Genomic DNA, 19,100 nt, shown 5'->3' on the forward strand with positions numbered 1-19,100 from the left:
AGTCGTGATGCGAATATCAAAAATCTGGAGGAATGTCGTGCATACCTTTCAAGCCGATCTTGCCATTATAGGCGCTGGCGGAGCAGGATTACGCGCAGCGATAGCTGCAGCCCAGGCTAATCCGAACGCTAAAATCGCCCTGATTTCAAAAGTATATCCTATGCGCAGCCATACGGTTGCCGCCGAGGGGGGATCCGCCGCCGTCGCGCAGGATCATGACAGCTTTGATTATCACTTCCACGACACGGTGGCCGGCGGCGACTGGCTATGCGAGCAGGATGTCGTTGATTATTTCGTTCATCATTGTCCGACGGAAATGACCCAGCTTGAGCAGTGGGGTTGTCCGTGGAGCCGCCGGGATGACGGCAGCGTCAACGTGCGGCGCTTCGGCGGTATGAAAATTGAGCGTACCTGGTTTGCCGCCGATAAGACCGGCTTCCACATGCTCCACACCCTGTTCCAGACGTCACTCCAGTACCCCCAGATCCAGCGCTTCGACGAACATTTCGTCCTCGATATTCTGGTCGATGACGGCCAGGCTCGCGGCCTGGTGGCGATGAACATGATGGAAGGTACGCTGGTCCAGATCCGCGCCAATGCCGTGGTGATGGCGACCGGCGGGGCCGGGCGTGTCTACCGCTATAACACCAACGGTGGCATCGTGACCGGCGACGGGATGGGCATGGCGTTGCAGCACGGCGTTCCGCTGCGCGACATGGAGTTTGTACAGTATCACCCGACCGGCCTGCCGGGTTCCGGGATCCTGATGACCGAGGGCTGCCGCGGTGAAGGCGGTATTCTGGTCAATAAAAACGGCTATCGCTATCTGCAGGATTATGGCATGGGCCCGGAAACCCCGCTTGGCGAGCCGAAGAACAAATATATGGAGCTTGGCCCGCGCGATAAAGTCTCTCAGGCCTTCTGGCATGAGTGGCGCAAAGGCAACACCATCTCTACCCCGCGCGGGGATGTGGTCTACCTCGATCTGCGCCACCTGGGTGAGAAAAAACTGCTGGAACGTCTGCCGTTCATCTGCGAACTGTCCAAAGCCTATGTCGGCGTCGACCCGGTTAAAGATCCGATTCCTGTGCGTCCCACCGCACACTACACCATGGGCGGTATTGAAACCGATCAGCAGTGTGAAACCCGCATTCAGGGCCTGTTTGCAGTGGGCGAATGCTCCTCCGTTGGCCTGCACGGGGCTAACCGCCTGGGTTCAAACTCGCTGGCGGAACTGGTGGTGTTTGGCCGTCTGGCCGGGGAGCAGGCCGTTGCGCGCGCCGCTGCTGCTGGTGAGGCGAACGGCGCCGCGCTTGATGCGCAGGCAGCCGATGTCGAGCAGCGCCTGAAAAATCTGGTGAATCAGGAAGGCAGCGAAAACTGGGCGAAGATCCGCGATGAGATGGGACTCTCTATGGAAGAGGGCTGCGGAATTTACCGTACGCCGGAGCTGATGCAGAAAACCATCGATAAGCTGGCTGAGTTGCAGGAGCGCTTCAAACGCGTGCGGGTGACGGATACCTCCAGCGTCTTCAACACCGATCTGCTCTACACCATTGAGCTGGGCCACGGGCTGAATGTGGCCGAATGTATGGCGCACTCCGCCATGGCGCGTAAAGAGTCGCGCGGCGCGCATCAGCGTCTGGACGAAGGCTGCACCGAGCGTGACGACGTGAACTTCCTCAAGCACACCCTCGCTTATCGCGATGCGGACGGCACGACCCGTCTGGACTACAGCGACGTGAAAATCACCACGCTGCCACCGGCGAAACGCGTTTACGGGGCAGAAGCGGAAGCAGCCGATAAGAAGGAGACGGCGAATGGCTGAGATGCAAACCCTGAAAGTCGAAGTGGTGCGCTATAACCCGGAAGTGGATAGCGCCCCGCACAGTGCTTTCTATGAAGTGCCTTACGATGAACAGACCTCCCTGCTGGATGCGCTGGGCTACATCAAAGACAATCTGGCGCCGGACCTGAGCTATCGCTGGTCCTGCCGTATGGCCATTTGCGGCTCCTGCGGCATGATGGTCAACAAGGTGCCGAAGCTGGCCTGTAAAACCTTCCTGCGTGAATACCCGAAGGGCATGAAAGTCGAAGCTCTGGGGAACTTCCCGATTGAGCGCGATCTGGTGGTCGACATGACCCACTTTATCGAAAGCCTGGAAGCCATTAAGCCGTACATCATTGGTAACCCGCGCACGCCAGACCAAGGGCCGAACAAACAGACCCCGGCGCAGATGGCCAAATACCACCAGTTCTCCGGCTGTATCAACTGCGGTCTGTGTTATGCCGCCTGCCCGCAGTTTGGCCTGAATCCGGAGTTTATCGGGCCAGCAGCCATTACCCTGGCGCACCGCTACAACGAAGACAGCCGCGATCACGGCAAGAAGGAACGTATGACGCAGCTGAACGGCCAGAACGGCGTATGGACCTGTACCTTTGTCGGCTACTGCTCGGAAGTCTGTCCGAAGCATGTCGATCCGGCCGCCGCGATCCAACAGGGTAAGGTGGAAAGTTCGAAAGACTTTCTTATTGCCACCCTGAAACCACGCTAAGGAGTGCATGATGACGACTAAACGCAAAGCCTATGTACGGCCGATGCCGTCCACCTGGTGGAAAAATCTGCCGTTTTATCGCTTCTATATGCTGCGTGAAGGCACGGCAGTACCGGCGGTGTGGTTCAGTATTGAGTTGATGTACGGCCTGTTTGCCCTTAAACACGGTCCGGAAAGCTGGGCCGGTTTCGTCGGATTCCTGCAGAATCCGATTGTGGTGATCCTCAATATCATCGTACTGGCGGCGGCGCTGTTGCATACCAAAACCTGGTTTGAACTGGCGCCAAAAGCAGCAAATATTATCGTGAAAAACGAAAAACTTGGGCCAGAGCCAGTCATTAAAGGACTCTGGGTGGTGACTGCGGTAGTAACCGTGGTGATTCTTGGCGTAGCCCTGTTCTGGTAAGGAGAGCACCGTGATTAATCCAAATCCAAAACGCTCCGATGAACCCCTCTTCTGGGGGCTTTTTGGCGCAGGCGGCATGTGGTGCGCCATTATCGCGCCGGTCATTATTCTGCTGGTAGGCATTATGCTGCCGCTGGGGCTCTATCCTGGCGATGCGCTGAGCTACGAGCGGGTGCTGGCCTTTGCCCACAGCTTTATTGGTCGGGTATTCATCTTCCTGATGATTGTTCTGCCGCTGTGGTGCGGTTTGCACCGTATCCATCACGCCATGCATGACCTGAAGATCCACGTGCCTAACGGTAAATGGGTGTTCTACGGTCTGGCGGCTATTCTGAGCGTCGTCACGCTGGTTGCCGTCGTCTTTATGTGATCTCTCCCCCGCTCTCCCGCCTGCCGGTGGGAGAGCAAAATTCCTGACAGGTTCTACACTTAACAAAAATCCTGTAAGGATATTCCTATGCGCATCCTGCCTGTCATCGCCGCAGTTACCGTTGCGTTTCTGGTTGTTGCCTGTAGCTCCCCTACCCCACCCCGGGGCGTGACGGTCGTTCGTCCTTTTGAAGTCCAGCGATTCCTTGGTACCTGGTATGAAATTGCCCGCTTTGACCACCGTTTTGAACGTGGACTGGAAAAAGTGACGGCGAATTACAGCCTGATGCAAGACGGGGGAATTCAGGTGATCAACCGGGGCTACAATCCTGCACGCGGCATGTGGCAGAAGGTGACGGGCAAGGCGTACTTTACCGGCGCGTCTGATACCGCAGCGCTGAAAGTCTCCTTCATAGGCCCCTTTTATGGCGGCTATAACGTGATTGCGCTGGATAAAGATTACCGGCATGCGCTGGTGTGCGGGCCAGATCGTGACTACCTGTGGATCCTCTCCCGCACACCGACGATTTCAGATGAGGTGAAACAAGCGTTACTGAATTCCGCAACGCGTCAGGGATTTGATGTCAGTAAGTTTATCTGGGTTGAGCAGACCCATTAATGGGTGCTGAGCTTCAGCCCGATAATACCGGCAACAATCAATGCGAGACTGGCGATACGCGCCAGGCTCGCGGACTCGCCCAGCAGTAAAATCCCGGTTATAGCTGCCCCTACCGCACCAATCCCCGTCCATACGGCATAAGCCGTGCCCACCGGCAGCGAACGCATGGCCCAGGAGAGCAGCACGATGCTCACAATCATGGCGGAAACGGTAATCACGCTGGGGGTGAGGCGCGTAAAGCCGTGGGTATATTTCAGGCCGATGGCCCATACCACTTCGAGTAAACCGGCAATAAAAAGAATGATCCAGGACATATGAGGCTCCTTAACTTAAATAACAGTCTGGGGCCGTCCCCGATGAAAGAAACACTTACAGGTCGTCCTGTAAGGGATAGGAATTTCCTATTGTGAAGAGCCTGAATTCATTTTTCAACTCGTTTGTTTTATTCAATAGTTGAGATATTAAAGCCAGGAAATAGACGCAATTCGCTGCGAAATTCAGTCATTTATTACTCATCCGACTTCTTTATGATGAGGCTCTTCCTGATAGCAGGAAGCGACCCTACTTTGCCAATTGCGAAATAAAATGTTCAAAATTCTCTTGATTGACCGGTGTCATTACACCCGTAAGGGCCTGGAAATGTGGATCAATCATTCAGGGCTGTTTCCTTCACCCGTGTTGGTGACGGGCCTTAACAATCTCTATCTTGCCAGAGAGCATATTCTGCAGTGGAAACCGGCGCTAGTCATCGCTGATTTTCAAGGCTTTATGTCAGATATTCAGCACATCCAGCAGCTTTCTTCGGTGATGAGCGCCAGTGAAACCATACCTTTCATTTTGCTGCATTCCGAAGAACATCCTGAAATGTCAGCATTTTTAGATACGTTCCCATTATGGGCATCGTTGTCTAAAACGGTCCGGCTGGAGATGCTGGCACAGACGGTTAATAAAGCCTTAGCCGCGCAGGAAGTCAGTGAGCAAGGGCCCGTCGCGACGCCACTATTAACGCGCCAGGAGGAGAAGGTGTTAATGCTATGGATGGAGGGTGCCAGCAACCACATCATTGCCAGCAAACTGAGGATTCATGGAAAAACGGTTTATACCTACAAGCGCAATATTCGGATGAAATTGCACATGGATACCCGGTACTCGCCGTTTCTGTCACTGCCCTGAGCGGTAAACTGAGGGTACGGCGATTGGATATTCAGCACCGTACCGCCCAAAATTACGCCTGTGCTTTAGTTCTGTGCTTTAGTTGCTGCGCCAGAAATCGCGCTGCCGCCAGAGGAGATATCCTCACCGACGCCGCGAGTGGTATTACAGGCGGTTAATACAGATGAAAGCACCAGGACAGAAAAGATCGCTACACATGTTTTCTTAAGCATAATGTCTTCCTTTTTTAGGCAAAGTTATTGTGTACAGCAACATAAGCATAGCCAGGATCCCGACGAGTGACGGAAAAGGAAGAATTTTTAGGAAAAGTAGAAAGTATCAGGAGGCGGCGTGCGAAATTGCGTTACCCAGGCTTTTGATATCTTCCCCAACACCACGGGCGGTGTTGCAGCCGGAAAGCAGAGCGCTGGCAATCATTGTCATCAGGATAATTTTGAGTGGACGCGACATCTTCCATGACCCTTCTTTAGAATGGTAAGGCGCAGCAGAGTGCTGCGCCCAACATCCCGAAATGAATTACTTCACGCGAGAAACGTATTCACCAGAGCGAGTGTCAACTTTGATCACTTCGCCAGTCTGGACGAACAGTGGAACTTTAACCACAGCACCGGTAGAGAGTTTAGCTGGCTTGCCGCCAGTACCTGCGGTGTCACCCTTCAGACCTGGATCGGTTTCAACGATTTCCAGCTCAACGAAGTTTGGTGGGGTCACAGCGATAGGCTGGCCGTTCCACAGGGTCACGATGCACTCCGCCTGATCCAGCAGCCATTTCGCGCTGTCGCCAACGGCTTTCTCGTCAGCAGAGAGCTGTTCGAAAGTAGAGTTATTCATGAAGTGATAGAATTCACCGTCGTTGTAGAGGTAGGTGAGGTTCATATCAACAACGTCTGCGCCTTCGGCAGAGTCGGTGGATTTGAAGGTTTTCTCGATACGGGTACCGGTCAGCAGGCGGCGCAGCTTAACGCGTGCGAATGCCTGACCTTTACCTGGTTTAACGAATTCGCTGGCTTCAACCGCGTACGGTTCGCCATCCATCATGATTTTAAGACCGGCACGAAAATCGTTGCTATAGTAAGTCGCCATAAGGCCCTCTGAAATTGTTAACTGGTAGCTAAGCCACAAAATGGCGCATATTGTAACCCTAAATACCCCGTCCAGAGAAGATTGGTTATTGCAACTTGCCGATGTAATCACCAGTCCTGATGAACTACTCCGTCTTTTGAATGTAGACGCTGACGAAAAACTCCTTGCCGGGCGTGACGCAAAACGTCTGTTTGCGCTGCGTGTTCCCCGCGCTTTTGTTGCGCGAATGGAAAAAGGCAACCCTGACGATCCGCTTTTAAAACAGGTGCTGACCGCGCAGGATGAGTTTATCGCCGCCCCCGGCTTCAGCACCGATCCCCTTGAAGAGCAGAACAGCGTGGTGCCCGGTTTACTGCACAAGTACCGTAATCGCGCACTGTTACTGGTTAAGGGCGGCTGCGCGGTAAATTGCCGGTACTGTTTCCGTCGCCACTTCCCCTATGCCGATAACCAGGGGAACAAGCGTAACTGGCAGACGGCGCTTGATTACATCGCCGCTCATCCGGAGCTGGATGAGATCATCTTTTCTGGCGGTGACCCACTGATGGCGAAAGATCATGAGCTGGAGTGGTTAATTACGCAGCTGGAAGCGATCCCGCACATCAAGCGGCTACGCATTCACAGCCGTTTACCCATTGTGATCCCGGCACGTATTACCGATGAGCTGACTCACCGGCTGGCGCGTTCTTCGCTGCAAATCTTGCTGGTCAACCATATCAACCATGCCAACGAGATTGACGATACGTTTCGGGCTGCAATGGCAAAACTGCGACGTGCTGGCGTGACATTACTCAATCAAAGCGTTCTCCTGCGTGGTGTGAATAACAGTGCGGCAACGCTGGCCGACCTGAGTAATGCCCTGTTTGATGCCGGGGTAATGCCCTATTACATCCATGTACTGGATAAGGTGCAGGGTGCGGCGCACTTTATGGTCGATGATGAAGAAGCGCGCGCCATAATGCGTGAATTGTTAACCCTGGTGTCCGGTTATATGGTGCCTAAGCTGGCGCGTGAGATTGGGGGGGAGCCCAGTAAGACGCCGCTGGATTTGGGCCTGAAGCAGCGTTCCTGAGCCTTCTTTCGGCCGTAACAAATACCGGTAGCCCCCTATCTCCTTTCAGAAGTATGGGGGCTGGCTGAATATTATTAAAAAGGACCCATCATATGAAACAGTGGGCAATATCCGTTGATGCTATCTTCACTTCAGCAAAAAAGTTTATGAAAGGTTCGGAATTGGGGTTTGCACTAATAGGCAATAGTAAGAAAGTGCACTCCCACAACCTGCAGCCTCAAACGTAACACCATCCGACGCACGCTCCACCCCGTTAAAAAGCGGGATCTCATGCTTTGGGTTTTTAAAACAGTCACATTAACACTTGGGATAAATAATAAAAAAGATCCTCACAAGCTTCTATAAAATCATTCCCCCTTCATTTAAATGAAACATATTATTATATTAGCTACTGTCATAAACCCCATTAATACAAGTGTTAAAAATGACAGTTTTACTGAAAGCTTTGATATATTATATGAATAACCCTCCATTTTTTTCTTTGGTAGTCCCGTTTGTATTGCTAGCAACTGACTTTTATTTACATCCTGAATAATTCTCTTATGAAGAATTTGATCCCCAGAACTTGCCTTCTCGTCTGGAGGAAGCATTTTGATTACCGTTCCTTCAGAAATAACAAAACCACGTCTTCTTACCGTTATAATTATTTCGTTATTGAGCCCGGCTCTGATTAAAGATTTCCTGAGGAGTGAAATGTTTTGGTAAAACGTATTTTCTGAAACCACCACTCCTCTCGCATTCCAAACCTCATCCAAAAATTTCTCACGCGAAATCACTTTTCCGGAACTATCAAGTAATAGCTGCAAACATCGCGCTGTAGGCGCATTTAAGGTCACCGTAACACCATTATCCGTTAATGACTGAAGTTCACTCTTATTCACATTAAATATAACTTTATCATTTATCATGTAAGAATTGAATAACATAAAGAATCTCCCTACCCTTTATTTATGCAAAATAACAATACATCACCAAAAACCATAAACATAAACCATGATAGATACATAACTCTTTGAAAAAAGATACTTTAAACACCAGGTGCATGTGCTTTGGCTTATATGAATGAAGATTATCACATCCAGATAAAAATGATAATTCTGATTTCACATTAACCATCTCCTTCTTCACCTTGGCTAAACACAATATGAATCACCATTGCGAAAGTAAAATGATGAAACATTCACATGCTTTTTTTGGAGAGAACATTTTTAATTTATGTAGCTTCCACCGGGCAACAGTATACGTGTTTCGAACACGATTTGTGCTTTATGGAATGGCAAGCAAGTAACTATAGTGTCAACCACGTTAGTATTAATAAAAATTGTTATTAGTATTAGTTATTATCTTAATAACGATAACCGTAAGGCTGGCAACTATTTAGGACCCTAGTACTTTTAAATGGATTAAACAAATGAAAAAAACAATCGTAGCTGTAATGGTTGCTGCTTCTGCAGTTGTAAGCGCACAGGCTCTGGCAATTAACAATGCAGAAGTGACTGTTCTTGGTGAAGTTTCTGACTCCTCTACTTCTTGCGTCGTGACTCCGACTGGTACCCTGAACAACGGTATTGTTCGTCTGGCTACTGTCACCACAAGTGAAGCAAATGGACAGGCAGCAAATACTCTGTTTAAAGCACAGAAGTTCGGTTTTGAAGTTAAAGACTGTGCTCTGGGCAGCTCGAATGCTTCCAACGTAAATGGCCTGACCGTTGCCGTAACCGGTACTACCAGTTCAAGCGCTGACATCCTGGACAATATTGCAGAAAACGGCGCTGCTGGTATCGGCATTGGTATTCAGAAGGTTAGCGATGGTTCCCGCGTATCCTTCGATGGTAATGTTATGAATGAATCTTACACGGCTGGTAAAGTGACCTATTTGAACTATACCACCGGTTATGTAAAAGTTAACTCAACAAGTTCTGTCACTGAAGGTCCGGTTAAAGGTGTAGCAACCTTTACTATCGATTACACCACCAAGTAATATCCTTTTAGAGCTTGGGCGTATGCGCTCAGGCTCTCTCTGTTTGAGAAATCCGTATGCTCAGAACTATTCTATTTATCGTTAACCTGGCGTGCACATTATTAGTAAGTAATCTCGCTCATGCTGGCATTGTAATTGAGTCAACTCGCTATCTTTACAAAGAAGGTTCGCGTGAAATCACCGCACAAATTGAAAACAAAGATGACATGCCTTATTTAATTAAATCATGGGTTGAGACTCCGGCAGGGAAATCACCTTCATTTCTAGCCACTCCTCCGTTGTTTCGTCTGGAAGCTAAACAGCAAAATACGGTACGTCTTTTTGCTACAACTAAAGTTGATGCACCAGATGACCGCGAATCTTTATTCTTTTTCAACGTGATGGCGATTCCCCCTTCTGATAATACCTATGCTAATAATAACACCATTCAGCTTGCAGTTCGTCATCGTATGCGCCTCATTTATCGGCCGAAATCAATAAATAGTTTATCGCCGAACACTGAAGCAAAAAAACTGGAATGGCGTAAGTCCGGTAAAACCATAACGCTTAAGAATCCTACTCCATTTTTTTACTACTTTAATATGGTTAATCTTGGAAATACAGATATAAACCTTGATGTGAGAACAATATCGCCATTCTCGACTAAGAAAATTGATATTAAAGACATCAATGCATCCAGTATTAGCTGGAAGATAGTAAATGATTATGGCGGAGCAGGATCTTTATACTCTTCACCTTTGTGATAGATGTTAGCAATAAAAAGGGATGTGTCTATGAAAAATAAAAATAAAGGGCTATTAAAGTTATCAACTCTGTGTTTGGCAATGCTTTGTGCGTTGTACCACGAATTAAACAATAAGGCATATGCACGCGATTTCTTTGATCCCGCATTTATTAACTCTGCAAATAATGGCAGTCCCTTAGATATTCCAGATTTATCAGTTTTTCAGAACAGACATGCCCAGGCACCAGGGGAGTACCGTGTAGATATCATCTTTAATGGTCGTTACCTTGAGACAAAAAGCATTAATTTTGTTATTGACAGCAATGCCAACGCTAATGACGACCAACTTAAACTTGCCCCTTGTTTAAGCCTGGAGATGTTATCCAGGTATGGCGTCAAAGTGAGTTCATTTCCCGCTTTACAGGAAAATAAGCAAGGGTGCGCCAACCTTAATGTAATTCCTGATACTGAAACCGTATTCGACTTTGCAACACAGCGGCTTAATATTTCGATCCCCCAGGCTGCGATGTCTACAACCGCTCAGGGATATATACCTCCAGAGCAATTTGATGACGGCATCAATGCGCTGCTGGTGAATTATCAGTTCAGCGGTTCAGAGGATCTTGAGTCCAAGGATGAATATTATAGCCTGAACCTACAGTCCGGGCTGAATGTAGGGGCATGGCGTATCCGCAATCTCAGTACCTGGAATAAAACCCGTAGTGATGAGGGAGCATGGGATTCTGCCTATCTTTATATGCAACGCAGTATCCGTTCACTTAACAGTAATCTGGTAATCGGGGAAAGCTCTTCACTGTCTAACATTTTTGATAGCGTTCCCTTTACAGGCCTGCAATTAGCGACAGATACCAGCATGCTACCAGAAAGTATGCGTGGTTATGCGCCGATCGTACGCGGTATCGCAAAAACCAATGCCCGTGTGGTGATTAAACAGAACGGCTACCAGGTGTATCAGACTTACGTCGCACCTGGAGCTTTCGAGATTACCGACATGTACCCCAGCGGTGGTAGCGGCGATCTCTATGTCACTGTCGAAGAATCCGATGGTACAACACAAAACTTTGTCGTGCCATTTGCGACGCTCCCGCTGATGCTTCGTGAAAAACAAGTTGAGTATGAAATTACCTCAGGTAAATACCGTCCCTACGATAACAGTGTTGATGAAACACCGTTTACCCAAGCCACGGCCAGCTATGGGGCGACCAGTAGTACAACAGTTTATGGGGGAACCCAGTTCTCTTCACATTACCAGTCCATTTCAGCAGGCCTTGGTTATAATCTTGGCGATCTCGGTGCCATCTCTGTGGATGTTATCCAGGCATGGTCAAAAAAACGCGACCAGGAAAAAACATCCGGGCAATCTTGGCGGGTACGCTACGGTAAAAACATTATTGAAACAGGGACTAACATTACCATTGCGGGTTATCGTTACTCTACAAAAGGTTTCAATACATTAACTGATGTGCTGGATACCTATTCTAATGACGGTAGCTACTCAGCTGGCCGCGCACTGCGCAACAGAACAAATTTGACAGTAAACCAAAACTTAGGAAAAGGCCTGGGAAGTTTATCAATCAGCGGACTTATTGAAGATTATTGGGATAATAAGCGCACCAACAAATCGATAAGCATCGGCTATAACGGTGGCTGGAACAGCATTACTTATTATCTCGGTTACAGTTATAACCGCTATACCTGGAATGGCAACAGTTCAGGCAAAGATGCTCAGGACGACCAGCGGGTAAATCTGACAGTAACTGTTCCTCTGAGTAACTGGCTGCCTGGCACCTATACCAGCTATCAGTTAACCAACAGTAATCCCGGCTCAACTGATCAATCTGTCGCTATCGGTGGTATCGGGCTCGAAAATGATAGCCTGGAGTGGAGTATTCAGCAGGGGTACAGCAACCGAGAGGATTACTATAGCGGCGATATGCGCGCAACCTATAACGGCTCACGAGGTAGTATTAACGCGGGTTATAGCTATAATCGTAATAGTCAGCGTATTGATTATGGTGCCAGCGGAAGCGTTATTGCCCATGCTGATGGCCTCACTTTTGGTCAGGATATAACCGACGCTGCAGTTCTGGTAAAAGCACCTGGGTTAAATGATGTAAAACTGACTAACGATGCCACCATTTCTACAGATTATCGCGGCTATGCAATTGTTCCATATGTAACGCCTTACCGCCGGACTGATATTACGCTGGATAGCTCAACGTTGGCTGATAATATGGAATTACCGGAAACAACTCAAACGGTGGTACCCACCCGCGGAGCTATAGTGCGCACAAATTATTCAGGAAAAATTGGGCAGCGTGCTTTTATCCATCTTAAAACAAATGATGGTAAAAACGTTCCTTTTGGTGCCATTGCATTGTTGTTAAATGATATTAGCAAGCAAACTAACATAGTGGGTGATGCTGGCATGGTTTACTTTTCTGGCCTTAAGCAAACCGGTATTCTCGATGTCAAGTGGGGAGAAAGCACCGCTCAGCAATGCCGTGCATCATTTGATTTATCGGCAAGGGAAGAGGGTGTCAGTGGAGTTAATCAAATTGATGCCATATGCCGCTAATGACTTTCAAGGGAGTTGAATTTATGAAGAAAGTATTATTTTTTTTGGGAATTATATTTTGTTATAGCGATGCTATGGCAAAGTGTACTTATGACGGCAGCAGCAAATTATTAACCCTTTCCATATCGCCTAAAATAGCGACCGACCCATCTATTCCGGTTGGTTCGGTATTATTCAGCAAGAAATTTGGTACTGGACATTATAAAACTTTCTCGTGTAGTAAGGTCTTGGGTGATCAGTATATAATTTCATCTACCGCCCCTGAAGTGCCGGGCGTTACTGGATTACAAGGGAAGCCCGTATATGCGACCGGTATTGACGGCATCGGTTTTCAGGTTTCAGATATTTTAGCCAGCAAAAATGGTTCGGTAAAACCTGCAGTTGTGGGATCAACGATAGTACCGATCGAAAAGTCTAATAATGATTATGAATTTATAACGATTTGGTTGATAAAAACCAAATCTGTTATTGACATATCTGGAACAAGTGCTGATGCATCAATCAATTTCTCTGTTGGCAATTTAGTCACTAACCCAAAACCTGCAGAGAGGACTTTAGTCAACGCAAATGTTAAAATCAGTAATATCACTTTTAAAGATAGCTCATGTGATATATCAGTTGCAGGCTCAAGTCAGGTAACACTAAATAGAATTGAAAAAAATACACTTCTATCAGTATCAAGAGGAGGAATAACTCCGGCTCAAAAAACGATTACTATGAATATACTTTGTCCAGCAAACGCGCTGGGTAACAAAGTAACCTATTGGTTCAACCCCATAACAGGAACCAGCGCATATGGTGATGGCATCATTGATAATATGTTAACTGGTGCCAATGCAGCAAGTAATGTAGGCATTATTTTCAAAAAAGATAACAAACCAATCGTTTTTTATGATATGGATAAATACTATATTAATAATGTAACAACATCTCAATCCTTTGCCTTTACAGCAGACTATTATAGATCGAGCAGCAATATCAACGAAATCACCACAGGAAATGTAAAAGCTATACTAGAAGTTGTCATTCAAGAAGAGTAAACAGATCCAAAATTAAAAAAAAGAGATTGTGAAAATCTCTTTTTTTTTAGAAAACAAACGACCATTTAATTATATCTTAATATTTAATTTAGTTGCTCAACCTCATAGTAAAAGTTATATTTTCAGCAGGTCAGTTATTAGTGAATGGCCTAAAAGAAATATATTTTGACATACCACTTAAAGGATTAAACATGCAAAATTTAACTACATTTGAAATGGAAGCTATCTCTGGTGGCTATTCCTGGGATTTTTCTTCTCTCGGCTCAGCAATTACCAGTGTTGTGAGCAACGGTTTTGAAGCGGTTGCCTCCGGTTTAATTACTGGAGCAGCATTTGCTATGTATGGCTCAATCATTGGCGGCTCCCAGGGCGGTAACGGCGGTGGTCTGCTTGGCGTTGGCGCAGCTGGTCAGGGTGTTGGGATGATTTGGGGTCTGGTAGTCGGTGCCATTGGCGGCGCTATTTATGGCGCCATGGGCGGTTGGGATTTTGCTTTAGAGCAATCTTCTGCGGGCGCTAACGGTTTCTTTAGTGGAACCTTCGCTCCATGGAGCTAATGTATAACCGAATGGTTATATAAAAAAATAGTATAAATCCTTTTATACTTAAATAAGGCCTGATAATTCAGGCCTTTATTACTAAAGCAGAAATAAGTGGTAGTTATGCTGAGAAAAATTTATCGCAGGGAAGCGATTGAATATAAAAAAAATCACTGGAAAGGAAAGGCATTACTATTAGCAGGAATGCCAGCCTGGATAGTCACTCTACTGGCTTTTACTTTTATTGCTGTACTTGTTTTGTCACTTATTTTTTGCTCCTTTACCCAACGTATTGATGTTCGAGGTGAAGTTATCACTCTCCCTCACTCTGTTAACGTCTTTGCTCCTCAGCAAGGTTTTGTTGTTAATCAGTATGTCAAAGTGGGCGAAATTGTAAATAAAGGACAGCCGCTTTATAAACTGGACATTTCGCGTAGCACCATTAATGGTAACGTAAATACTGCGCAGATCGAAGTTATTGATCAAAAAATAGCGAATGCGGAAAATATAATTAGCAAACTTTCGCATAACAAATCAGAAACATTGCGTGCCATCGAAAAACAAATTGCAACTATAAAAGATTCACTGGAAGAAACTAGCCGCATGTTGATAAACACTCAGGCAGGGTTAAATAAAATGCATACTAACCTGGCCAGCTACGATAAGTATCTTAAAGATGGATTGATTACAAAAGACCAATATAACTATCAACATTCGTTATACTTTCAGCAACAAAGCGCTTATCAGTCTCTTGTTAGTCAAAAAATGCAGCTTGAAACTCAGCTTACACAAGCGAACAGTGATAAAGTTACTAAAGCGGCCGACTTTGACAATCAAATTTCTGGCCAGAACAATCAAATAAATGATTTTAAAAACCAATTAGTAGAGTCAAATGCAAATGGCAATATTATTATCAAAGCAACAATCGATGGTAAAATAGAATCTTTGGCCGTTACTAAAGGCCAGATGGTTGAAAATGGCAGCAGTCTTGCGCAAATTAAACCGACAGGAAACATTGAATATTACCTAATAATTTGGTTGCCAAATAACGCAATCCCCTACATTAAGAAAGGGGATATTATTAATATACGCTACGATGCATTCCCGGCGGATAAGTTTGGTCAGTTCCCTGGTGAAGTTCTTACGCTTTCATCAGTTCCTGCCTCGAGACAGGAGATGGCTGAATATACCAACGTAAGTAATGGTTCTAACCAGCAAGATTTAGCGCTTTATAAAGCCATTATAAAAATTAAAAATAAAGAATTTAATTATAATGGGAAAGTACTTACGCTTTCAAATGGTTTGAAGGCGCAGGCTGTGGTTTTCCTGGAGGAACGTCCTCTTTATATGTGGATGTTTACCCCTTTCTATAAAATTATGCAAAGCGTGAGCGGGCCGATTGATGAATAAAGAGATTTTTAAAACGATTATAAATAAACTTAACTTTTCAATCCGTCATAAAACACCCGTTATTTTTCAGTCAGAGGCATCAGAATGCGGGATTGCCTGCCTGGCTATGATTTGCGGCTTCTACGGACTCAATATTGATCTATTTAATTTCCGCCACCGTTACGGCAGTCCTTCTCAGGGCGTAACACTAATGTCTCTGAGTAAAACAGCTGAGCATACTGGACTGAAAAGCCGGGCGCTTTCTCTCGATCTCGATGAAATAAAACAACTAAAGCTCCCCTGCATTATCCACTGGGGTATGAACCATTACGTTGTACTGACTAAAGTGCGTAAGAATAGCTTCATAGTGCATGATCCTGCTTTGGGCAAAAGAATTATTGGCATTCAGGAGATGTCCAACAACTTCACTGGCGTTGCGTTGGAGCTTTGGCCGGACAAAAATTTCCAGCAAGAGCATGCTAAGTCTCGTCTACGCCTGCTGGATCTTATGCGTAATATTGTAGGCTTGAAATCCGTCCTGCTAAAAATCTTCGCTTTTTCGGTAGTGGTTGAAGCTATCAGTTTATTATTACCGATTGGAACACAGCTGGTCACTGACCATGTTATTATGGCGCACGATCAGAGCTTACTGTCAGTTATCTGTATTGGTCTGGTGTTCTTTACTCTATTCCGCATGTTTATCAGCATGCTTCGGGCATGGACTTCATTGACGCTGAATACCCTCACCAATATTCAGTGGAAAACAACGCTCTTTGATCATCTGGCGAGTTTACCGTTATCCTTTTTTGAAAAACGGCATTTAGGTGACATTCAGTCTCGTTTCTCATCGCTGGATACTATTCGTGCAACTTTTACTAATAGTATTGTGACAGGCATTATCGACACAATAATGACCATTGGCCTGTTGGTGATGTTAACGCTTTATGGCGGCTGGCTGGTTTGGGTGGTTGTAGGTTTCACATTGTGCTATGCCATTATGCGATTCGCTACCTATAGTTTCTATCGTCGAGTTTCTGAAGAGCAGGTTATAAAGGGTGCTCGCTCCAGTTCACACTTCATGGAGTCACTATATGGTATTTCGACTATCAAGGCATTGAATTTAAAAGACCGTCGTTCACAGCACTGGTTGAACATTAATATCGATGCTTGTAATGCTGGTATAAAACAGACTCGTTTCGACATGATGTTTGGCGGTATCAATACTTTAATTACCTCTATCGATCAGGTTGCAGTGCTTTGGCTTGGCGCTATTATGGTGATTGAAAATAATATGACGCTCGGTATGTTTATGGCATTTAATGCCTATCGTGGGCAATTCTCCCAGCGAGCATCCAGTTTGGTCGATCTGGTCATGCAGTTGCGTATGCTGTCATTACATAATGAGCGTCTTTCTGAGATTGTTTTTAGTGAACCAGAAAAAGAGTTGCCTTCGCGGCGTATCTTTACAGAAAATTCCGGCGTTAAGTTAGAGGTAAAAAACCTTAGCTATCAGTACGATCCGTTCTCACAGCCAATTTTCTCAAATTTAAATATCATCGTCGAACCCGGTGAATCAGTGGCTCTGGTTGGCCCTTCCGGCGTGGGAAAAACTACGCTGTTAAAAGTTATGTGTGGCCTGCTGTCTCCGACAACTGGTGATGTTCTGGCGGACAACCTCGATATTCAGAAAATTGGGCTTAATAATTTTCGCCAGGGAACGGCCTGCGTACTCCAGGAAGACAGACTATTCTCAGGATCGCTTATTGAAAATATCAGCGGTTTTGAAGATAACGCAGATATGGATTTTGTTATCGAATGCGCACGTCGCTGTAACATCCATGACGAAATAATGAAAATGCCGATGGGATATGAAACCATTGTGGGTGAGCTTGGCTTAGGTATTTCTGGCGGCCAAAAGCAACGTATTTTGATAGCACGTGCACTTTATCGTAAGCCCAGCATTTTATTTATGGATGAAGCAACCAGCCATCTCGACCTTAAAAACGAATCTGCTATTAACCAGTCTATATCTGGTTTAAGTATTACCCGAATTATTGTTGCTCATCGGCCGTCCACTATTGCTTCAGCCGATCGCATTATTGATTTATCGCAACCCAATACACTAATTTCAGCGTAACAGCACACAAGGAGAGTCGCATGCAAGGTTCATTTATTGGTTTCAATACTGCAGGGATTAAATATGAAGGACGTTTTATGGCTCTCATGCTTAAAACCAAACTGCAAAATGAAATTTGCCATACATATTATTTTCAAGTTCAGATGCTGGCTGATTTACTATTAGTCCTTCAGAACAGAATGGTAGCAGTACTGCAGCGTCTCAATAATGAAGGCGAGGCTTATAAAACAGAACTTACTGCTTTTAATGAGCGCTTAATATCTAATACCCCAATGATCGACCTTTCGGAAATACAGCAACCAAACCCGGAAAAACGCGTAATGTCGATTACATTAAAACCAGGAGAGAGCTGGTCAACGCTGATCCTGGTACTTCAGAATGAACAGATAGTCTCGTTGCGTATTGATGATATGCAGGTAGAGGCGCTTTTAGTAGGAATTCAGCAGACGTTAAAAAATTGTGATGATAGTGATGTAACTCATTATTTGAGTTCAACGATGGATTTTCTGATGCTTTGTGCTGTAGATTTGACAAAAGCTCATGGTGTCGACTACCAATATTATTCTCCAGATGAGTGGAAACTTAATCTTTTTACGCACTCTTTGGCCATACTTTTTTGTTGCGATACGGACGAGGGTAAGAAAATTATTTCTGGTGCTTTAATTAAAACCAGCGCCCCACATCCATCAGAACATGAAAACAGCGTTATAATGCGCATGGCTGAAAGAAATCCAAAACTTATAGAAGTTCATACCCAGTGCCAGCCCAGCCAGATATTTAGCAAATACTTCCCTTCTGAGCCGGGTAAAATGATGACGCTGGAGGAGTGCATGCAGTATCTAAAGTCTTTTTATTCAGAAATAAATGCACAAATTAGCGCCTGATAGCTTTTATAAAAAAGGTGCCTCTCATCACTGAAAAAGGCACCAATCAAATCAGTTCGGGCACTTATAAACCTGGCCCTGCATTTCGCTGGCGGTCGGGACAAAACTCGACAGTAAACCCTGGGTTGGGCTGCTTACGCCATAAATCACGTTCCCGCCCATCTCCGCTGCATGATTACGCAGAGCGTTTGCCGCACCGCGCATTGAACCGCCCTCTTCGCCATGCTGCCCTGAAAGCCAGTTACTTTGTTTACCGGTTGCGGTACCGACCAGCTGACATTCACTGCCCGGCTTATCTTCTACAAAGCGAACGCTCTGCCCACCAGTAGAGAGTTCGTTACCGGAACTACACCCCGCCAGCAGCAACGCTGCCGCTATGATCCCTGCACCCACTTTAACGCGCATGTTATTCCTCGTTTTCAATAAGCTGGGCACGTGCTGCCCGCGTCTAAACCTTATACCTAAAAGATGACCAAAAGAAAAACCCCCGATCATTTCTGACCGGGGGTTTGTTCATTTCTGCGAGGTGC

Annotated in this window: 21 protein-coding genes; 15 read left to right on the top strand and 6 right to left on the bottom strand. The window is 46.1% G+C overall.

Features of this window, described 5'->3' with window-relative positions; translation table 11 throughout:
• The first annotated feature begins 37 nt into the window (after window positions 1-37).
• The 5 genes from frdA (at window position 38) to B3X29_RS10945 (ending at window position 3,949) form a co-directional block, all read left to right on the top strand.
• Window positions 38-1,828, top strand: a complete 1,791-nt coding sequence (gene frdA, locus B3X29_RS10925) for a fumarate reductase (quinol) flavoprotein subunit (protein ID WP_103177956.1) — start codon at window positions 38-40, stop codon at window positions 1,826-1,828.
• Window positions 1,821-2,555 carry a succinate dehydrogenase/fumarate reductase iron-sulfur subunit gene (locus B3X29_RS10930; RefSeq protein ID WP_103177955.1) on the top strand — a complete coding sequence of 245 codons (735 nt, stop codon included), beginning with the start codon at window positions 1,821-1,823 and terminating at the stop codon, window positions 2,553-2,555. The genes frdA and B3X29_RS10930 overlap by 8 nt, the downstream gene beginning before the upstream one ends.
• Window positions 2,556-2,565: 10 nt before the next feature.
• Complete coding sequence (gene frdC, locus B3X29_RS10935) at window positions 2,566-2,961, top strand: fumarate reductase subunit FrdC (protein ID WP_103177954.1); 396 nt, start codon at window positions 2,566-2,568, stop codon at window positions 2,959-2,961.
• Between the two features lie 10 nt (window positions 2,962-2,971).
• Window positions 2,972-3,331 (top strand): fumarate reductase subunit FrdD, encoded by a 360-nt coding sequence (frdD, locus tag B3X29_RS10940; protein ID WP_103177953.1) that lies wholly within the window; start codon window positions 2,972-2,974, stop codon window positions 3,329-3,331.
• Between the two features lie 87 nt (window positions 3,332-3,418).
• Window positions 3,419-3,949 carry a lipocalin family protein gene (locus B3X29_RS10945; protein ID WP_103177952.1) on the top strand — a complete coding sequence of 177 codons (531 nt, stop codon included), beginning with the start codon at window positions 3,419-3,421 and terminating at the stop codon, window positions 3,947-3,949.
• Here the strand turns inward: B3X29_RS10945 and sugE are convergent.
• A complete protein-coding gene (gene sugE / locus B3X29_RS10950; RefSeq protein ID WP_014882209.1) occupies window positions 3,946-4,263 on the bottom strand; it encodes a quaternary ammonium compound efflux SMR transporter SugE in 318 nt (105 codons plus the stop codon). The genes B3X29_RS10945 and sugE overlap by 4 nt on opposite strands.
• A gap of 271 nt (window positions 4,264-4,534) precedes the next feature.
• Here sugE and B3X29_RS10955 point away from each other — a divergent pair, with 271 nt between their 5' ends.
• Complete coding sequence (locus tag B3X29_RS10955; RefSeq protein ID WP_159340233.1) at window positions 4,535-5,122, top strand: helix-turn-helix transcriptional regulator; 588 nt, start codon at window positions 4,535-4,537, stop codon at window positions 5,120-5,122.
• Window positions 5,123-5,187: 65 nt separating this feature from the next.
• Here B3X29_RS10955 and ecnB read toward each other — a convergent pair whose 3' ends face one another.
• From ecnB to efp, 3 genes are all read right to left on the bottom strand, one after another.
• On the bottom strand, window positions 5,188-5,334 hold the full coding sequence (gene ecnB / locus B3X29_RS10960) for a lipoprotein toxin entericidin B (RefSeq protein ID WP_103177950.1): 147 nt from the start codon (window positions 5,332-5,334) through the stop codon (window positions 5,188-5,190).
• Between the two features lie 106 nt (window positions 5,335-5,440).
• Window positions 5,441-5,545 (bottom strand): entericidin A/B family lipoprotein, encoded by a 105-nt coding sequence (locus B3X29_RS10965; RefSeq protein WP_371816544.1) that lies wholly within the window; start codon window positions 5,543-5,545, stop codon window positions 5,441-5,443.
• A 93-nt stretch (window positions 5,546-5,638) separates the two neighbouring features.
• Window positions 5,639-6,205: an elongation factor P gene (efp, locus tag B3X29_RS10970; RefSeq protein WP_103822981.1), complete on the bottom strand. Its 567-nt coding sequence runs from the start codon at window positions 6,203-6,205 to the stop codon at window positions 5,639-5,641.
• A 40-nt stretch (window positions 6,206-6,245) separates the two neighbouring features.
• On the opposite strand from efp, the gene epmB reads away from it, so the two are divergent.
• Window positions 6,246-7,277 (top strand): EF-P beta-lysylation protein EpmB, encoded by a 1,032-nt coding sequence (epmB, locus tag B3X29_RS10975; protein WP_103177947.1) that lies wholly within the window; start codon window positions 6,246-6,248, stop codon window positions 7,275-7,277.
• A 362-nt stretch (window positions 7,278-7,639) separates the two neighbouring features.
• On the opposite strand, the gene B3X29_RS10980 is transcribed toward epmB, so the two are convergent.
• On the bottom strand, window positions 7,640-8,203 hold the full coding sequence (locus B3X29_RS10980; RefSeq protein WP_159340235.1) for a winged helix-turn-helix domain-containing protein: 564 nt from the start codon (window positions 8,201-8,203) through the stop codon (window positions 7,640-7,642).
• A gap of 485 nt (window positions 8,204-8,688) precedes the next feature.
• On the opposite strand from B3X29_RS10980, the gene B3X29_RS10985 reads away from it, so the two are divergent.
• The 8 genes from B3X29_RS10985 to yjeJ all read left to right on the top strand — a co-directional run bounded on the left by B3X29_RS10985 (window position 8,689) and on the right by yjeJ (window position 18,570).
• The gene (locus B3X29_RS10985) at window positions 8,689-9,258 is read left to right on the top strand and encodes a fimbrial protein (RefSeq protein ID WP_159340236.1); all 570 of its coding nucleotides are present in this window, start codon (window positions 8,689-8,691) and stop codon (window positions 9,256-9,258) included.
• Window positions 9,259-9,314: 56 nt separating this feature from the next.
• Window positions 9,315-10,001 carry a fimbrial biogenesis chaperone gene (locus tag B3X29_RS10990; protein ID WP_159340237.1) on the top strand — a complete coding sequence of 229 codons (687 nt, stop codon included), beginning with the start codon at window positions 9,315-9,317 and terminating at the stop codon, window positions 9,999-10,001.
• A gap of 30 nt (window positions 10,002-10,031) precedes the next feature.
• Complete coding sequence (locus B3X29_RS10995; protein ID WP_159340238.1) at window positions 10,032-12,581, top strand: fimbria/pilus outer membrane usher protein; 2,550 nt, start codon at window positions 10,032-10,034, stop codon at window positions 12,579-12,581.
• A gap of 23 nt (window positions 12,582-12,604) precedes the next feature.
• The gene (locus B3X29_RS11000; protein WP_103181015.1) at window positions 12,605-13,621 is read left to right on the top strand and encodes a fimbrial protein; all 1,017 of its coding nucleotides are present in this window, start codon (window positions 12,605-12,607) and stop codon (window positions 13,619-13,621) included.
• Window positions 13,622-13,812: 191 nt separating this feature from the next.
• The gene (locus B3X29_RS11005) at window positions 13,813-14,178 is read left to right on the top strand and encodes a hypothetical protein (RefSeq protein WP_103177942.1); all 366 of its coding nucleotides are present in this window, start codon (window positions 13,813-13,815) and stop codon (window positions 14,176-14,178) included.
• Between the two features lie 105 nt (window positions 14,179-14,283).
• Window positions 14,284-15,570, top strand: coding sequence for an HlyD family secretion protein (locus B3X29_RS11010; RefSeq protein ID WP_156655429.1), 1,287 nt, complete (start codon window positions 14,284-14,286; stop codon window positions 15,568-15,570).
• Complete coding sequence (locus B3X29_RS11015; RefSeq protein WP_290539938.1) at window positions 15,563-17,686, top strand: peptidase domain-containing ABC transporter; 2,124 nt, start codon at window positions 15,563-15,565, stop codon at window positions 17,684-17,686. Before B3X29_RS11010 ends, B3X29_RS11015 begins: the two co-directional genes overlap by 8 nt.
• Window positions 17,687-17,706: 20 nt before the next feature.
• On the top strand, window positions 17,707-18,570 hold the full coding sequence (gene yjeJ, locus B3X29_RS11020; RefSeq protein WP_103177939.1) for a YjeJ family protein: 864 nt from the start codon (window positions 17,707-17,709) through the stop codon (window positions 18,568-18,570).
• A 51-nt stretch (window positions 18,571-18,621) separates the two neighbouring features.
• Here the strand turns inward: yjeJ and B3X29_RS11025 are convergent, their stop codons facing one another.
• A complete protein-coding gene (locus B3X29_RS11025) occupies window positions 18,622-18,975 on the bottom strand; it encodes a DUF4156 domain-containing protein (RefSeq protein ID WP_159340240.1) in 354 nt (117 codons plus the stop codon).
• Between the last annotated feature and the right edge of the window lie 125 nt (window positions 18,976-19,100).

The sequence above is a fragment of the Leclercia sp. UBA5076 genome, from assembly GCF_002416465.1.
GTDB lineage: Bacteria > Pseudomonadota > Gammaproteobacteria > Enterobacterales > Enterobacteriaceae > Enterobacter.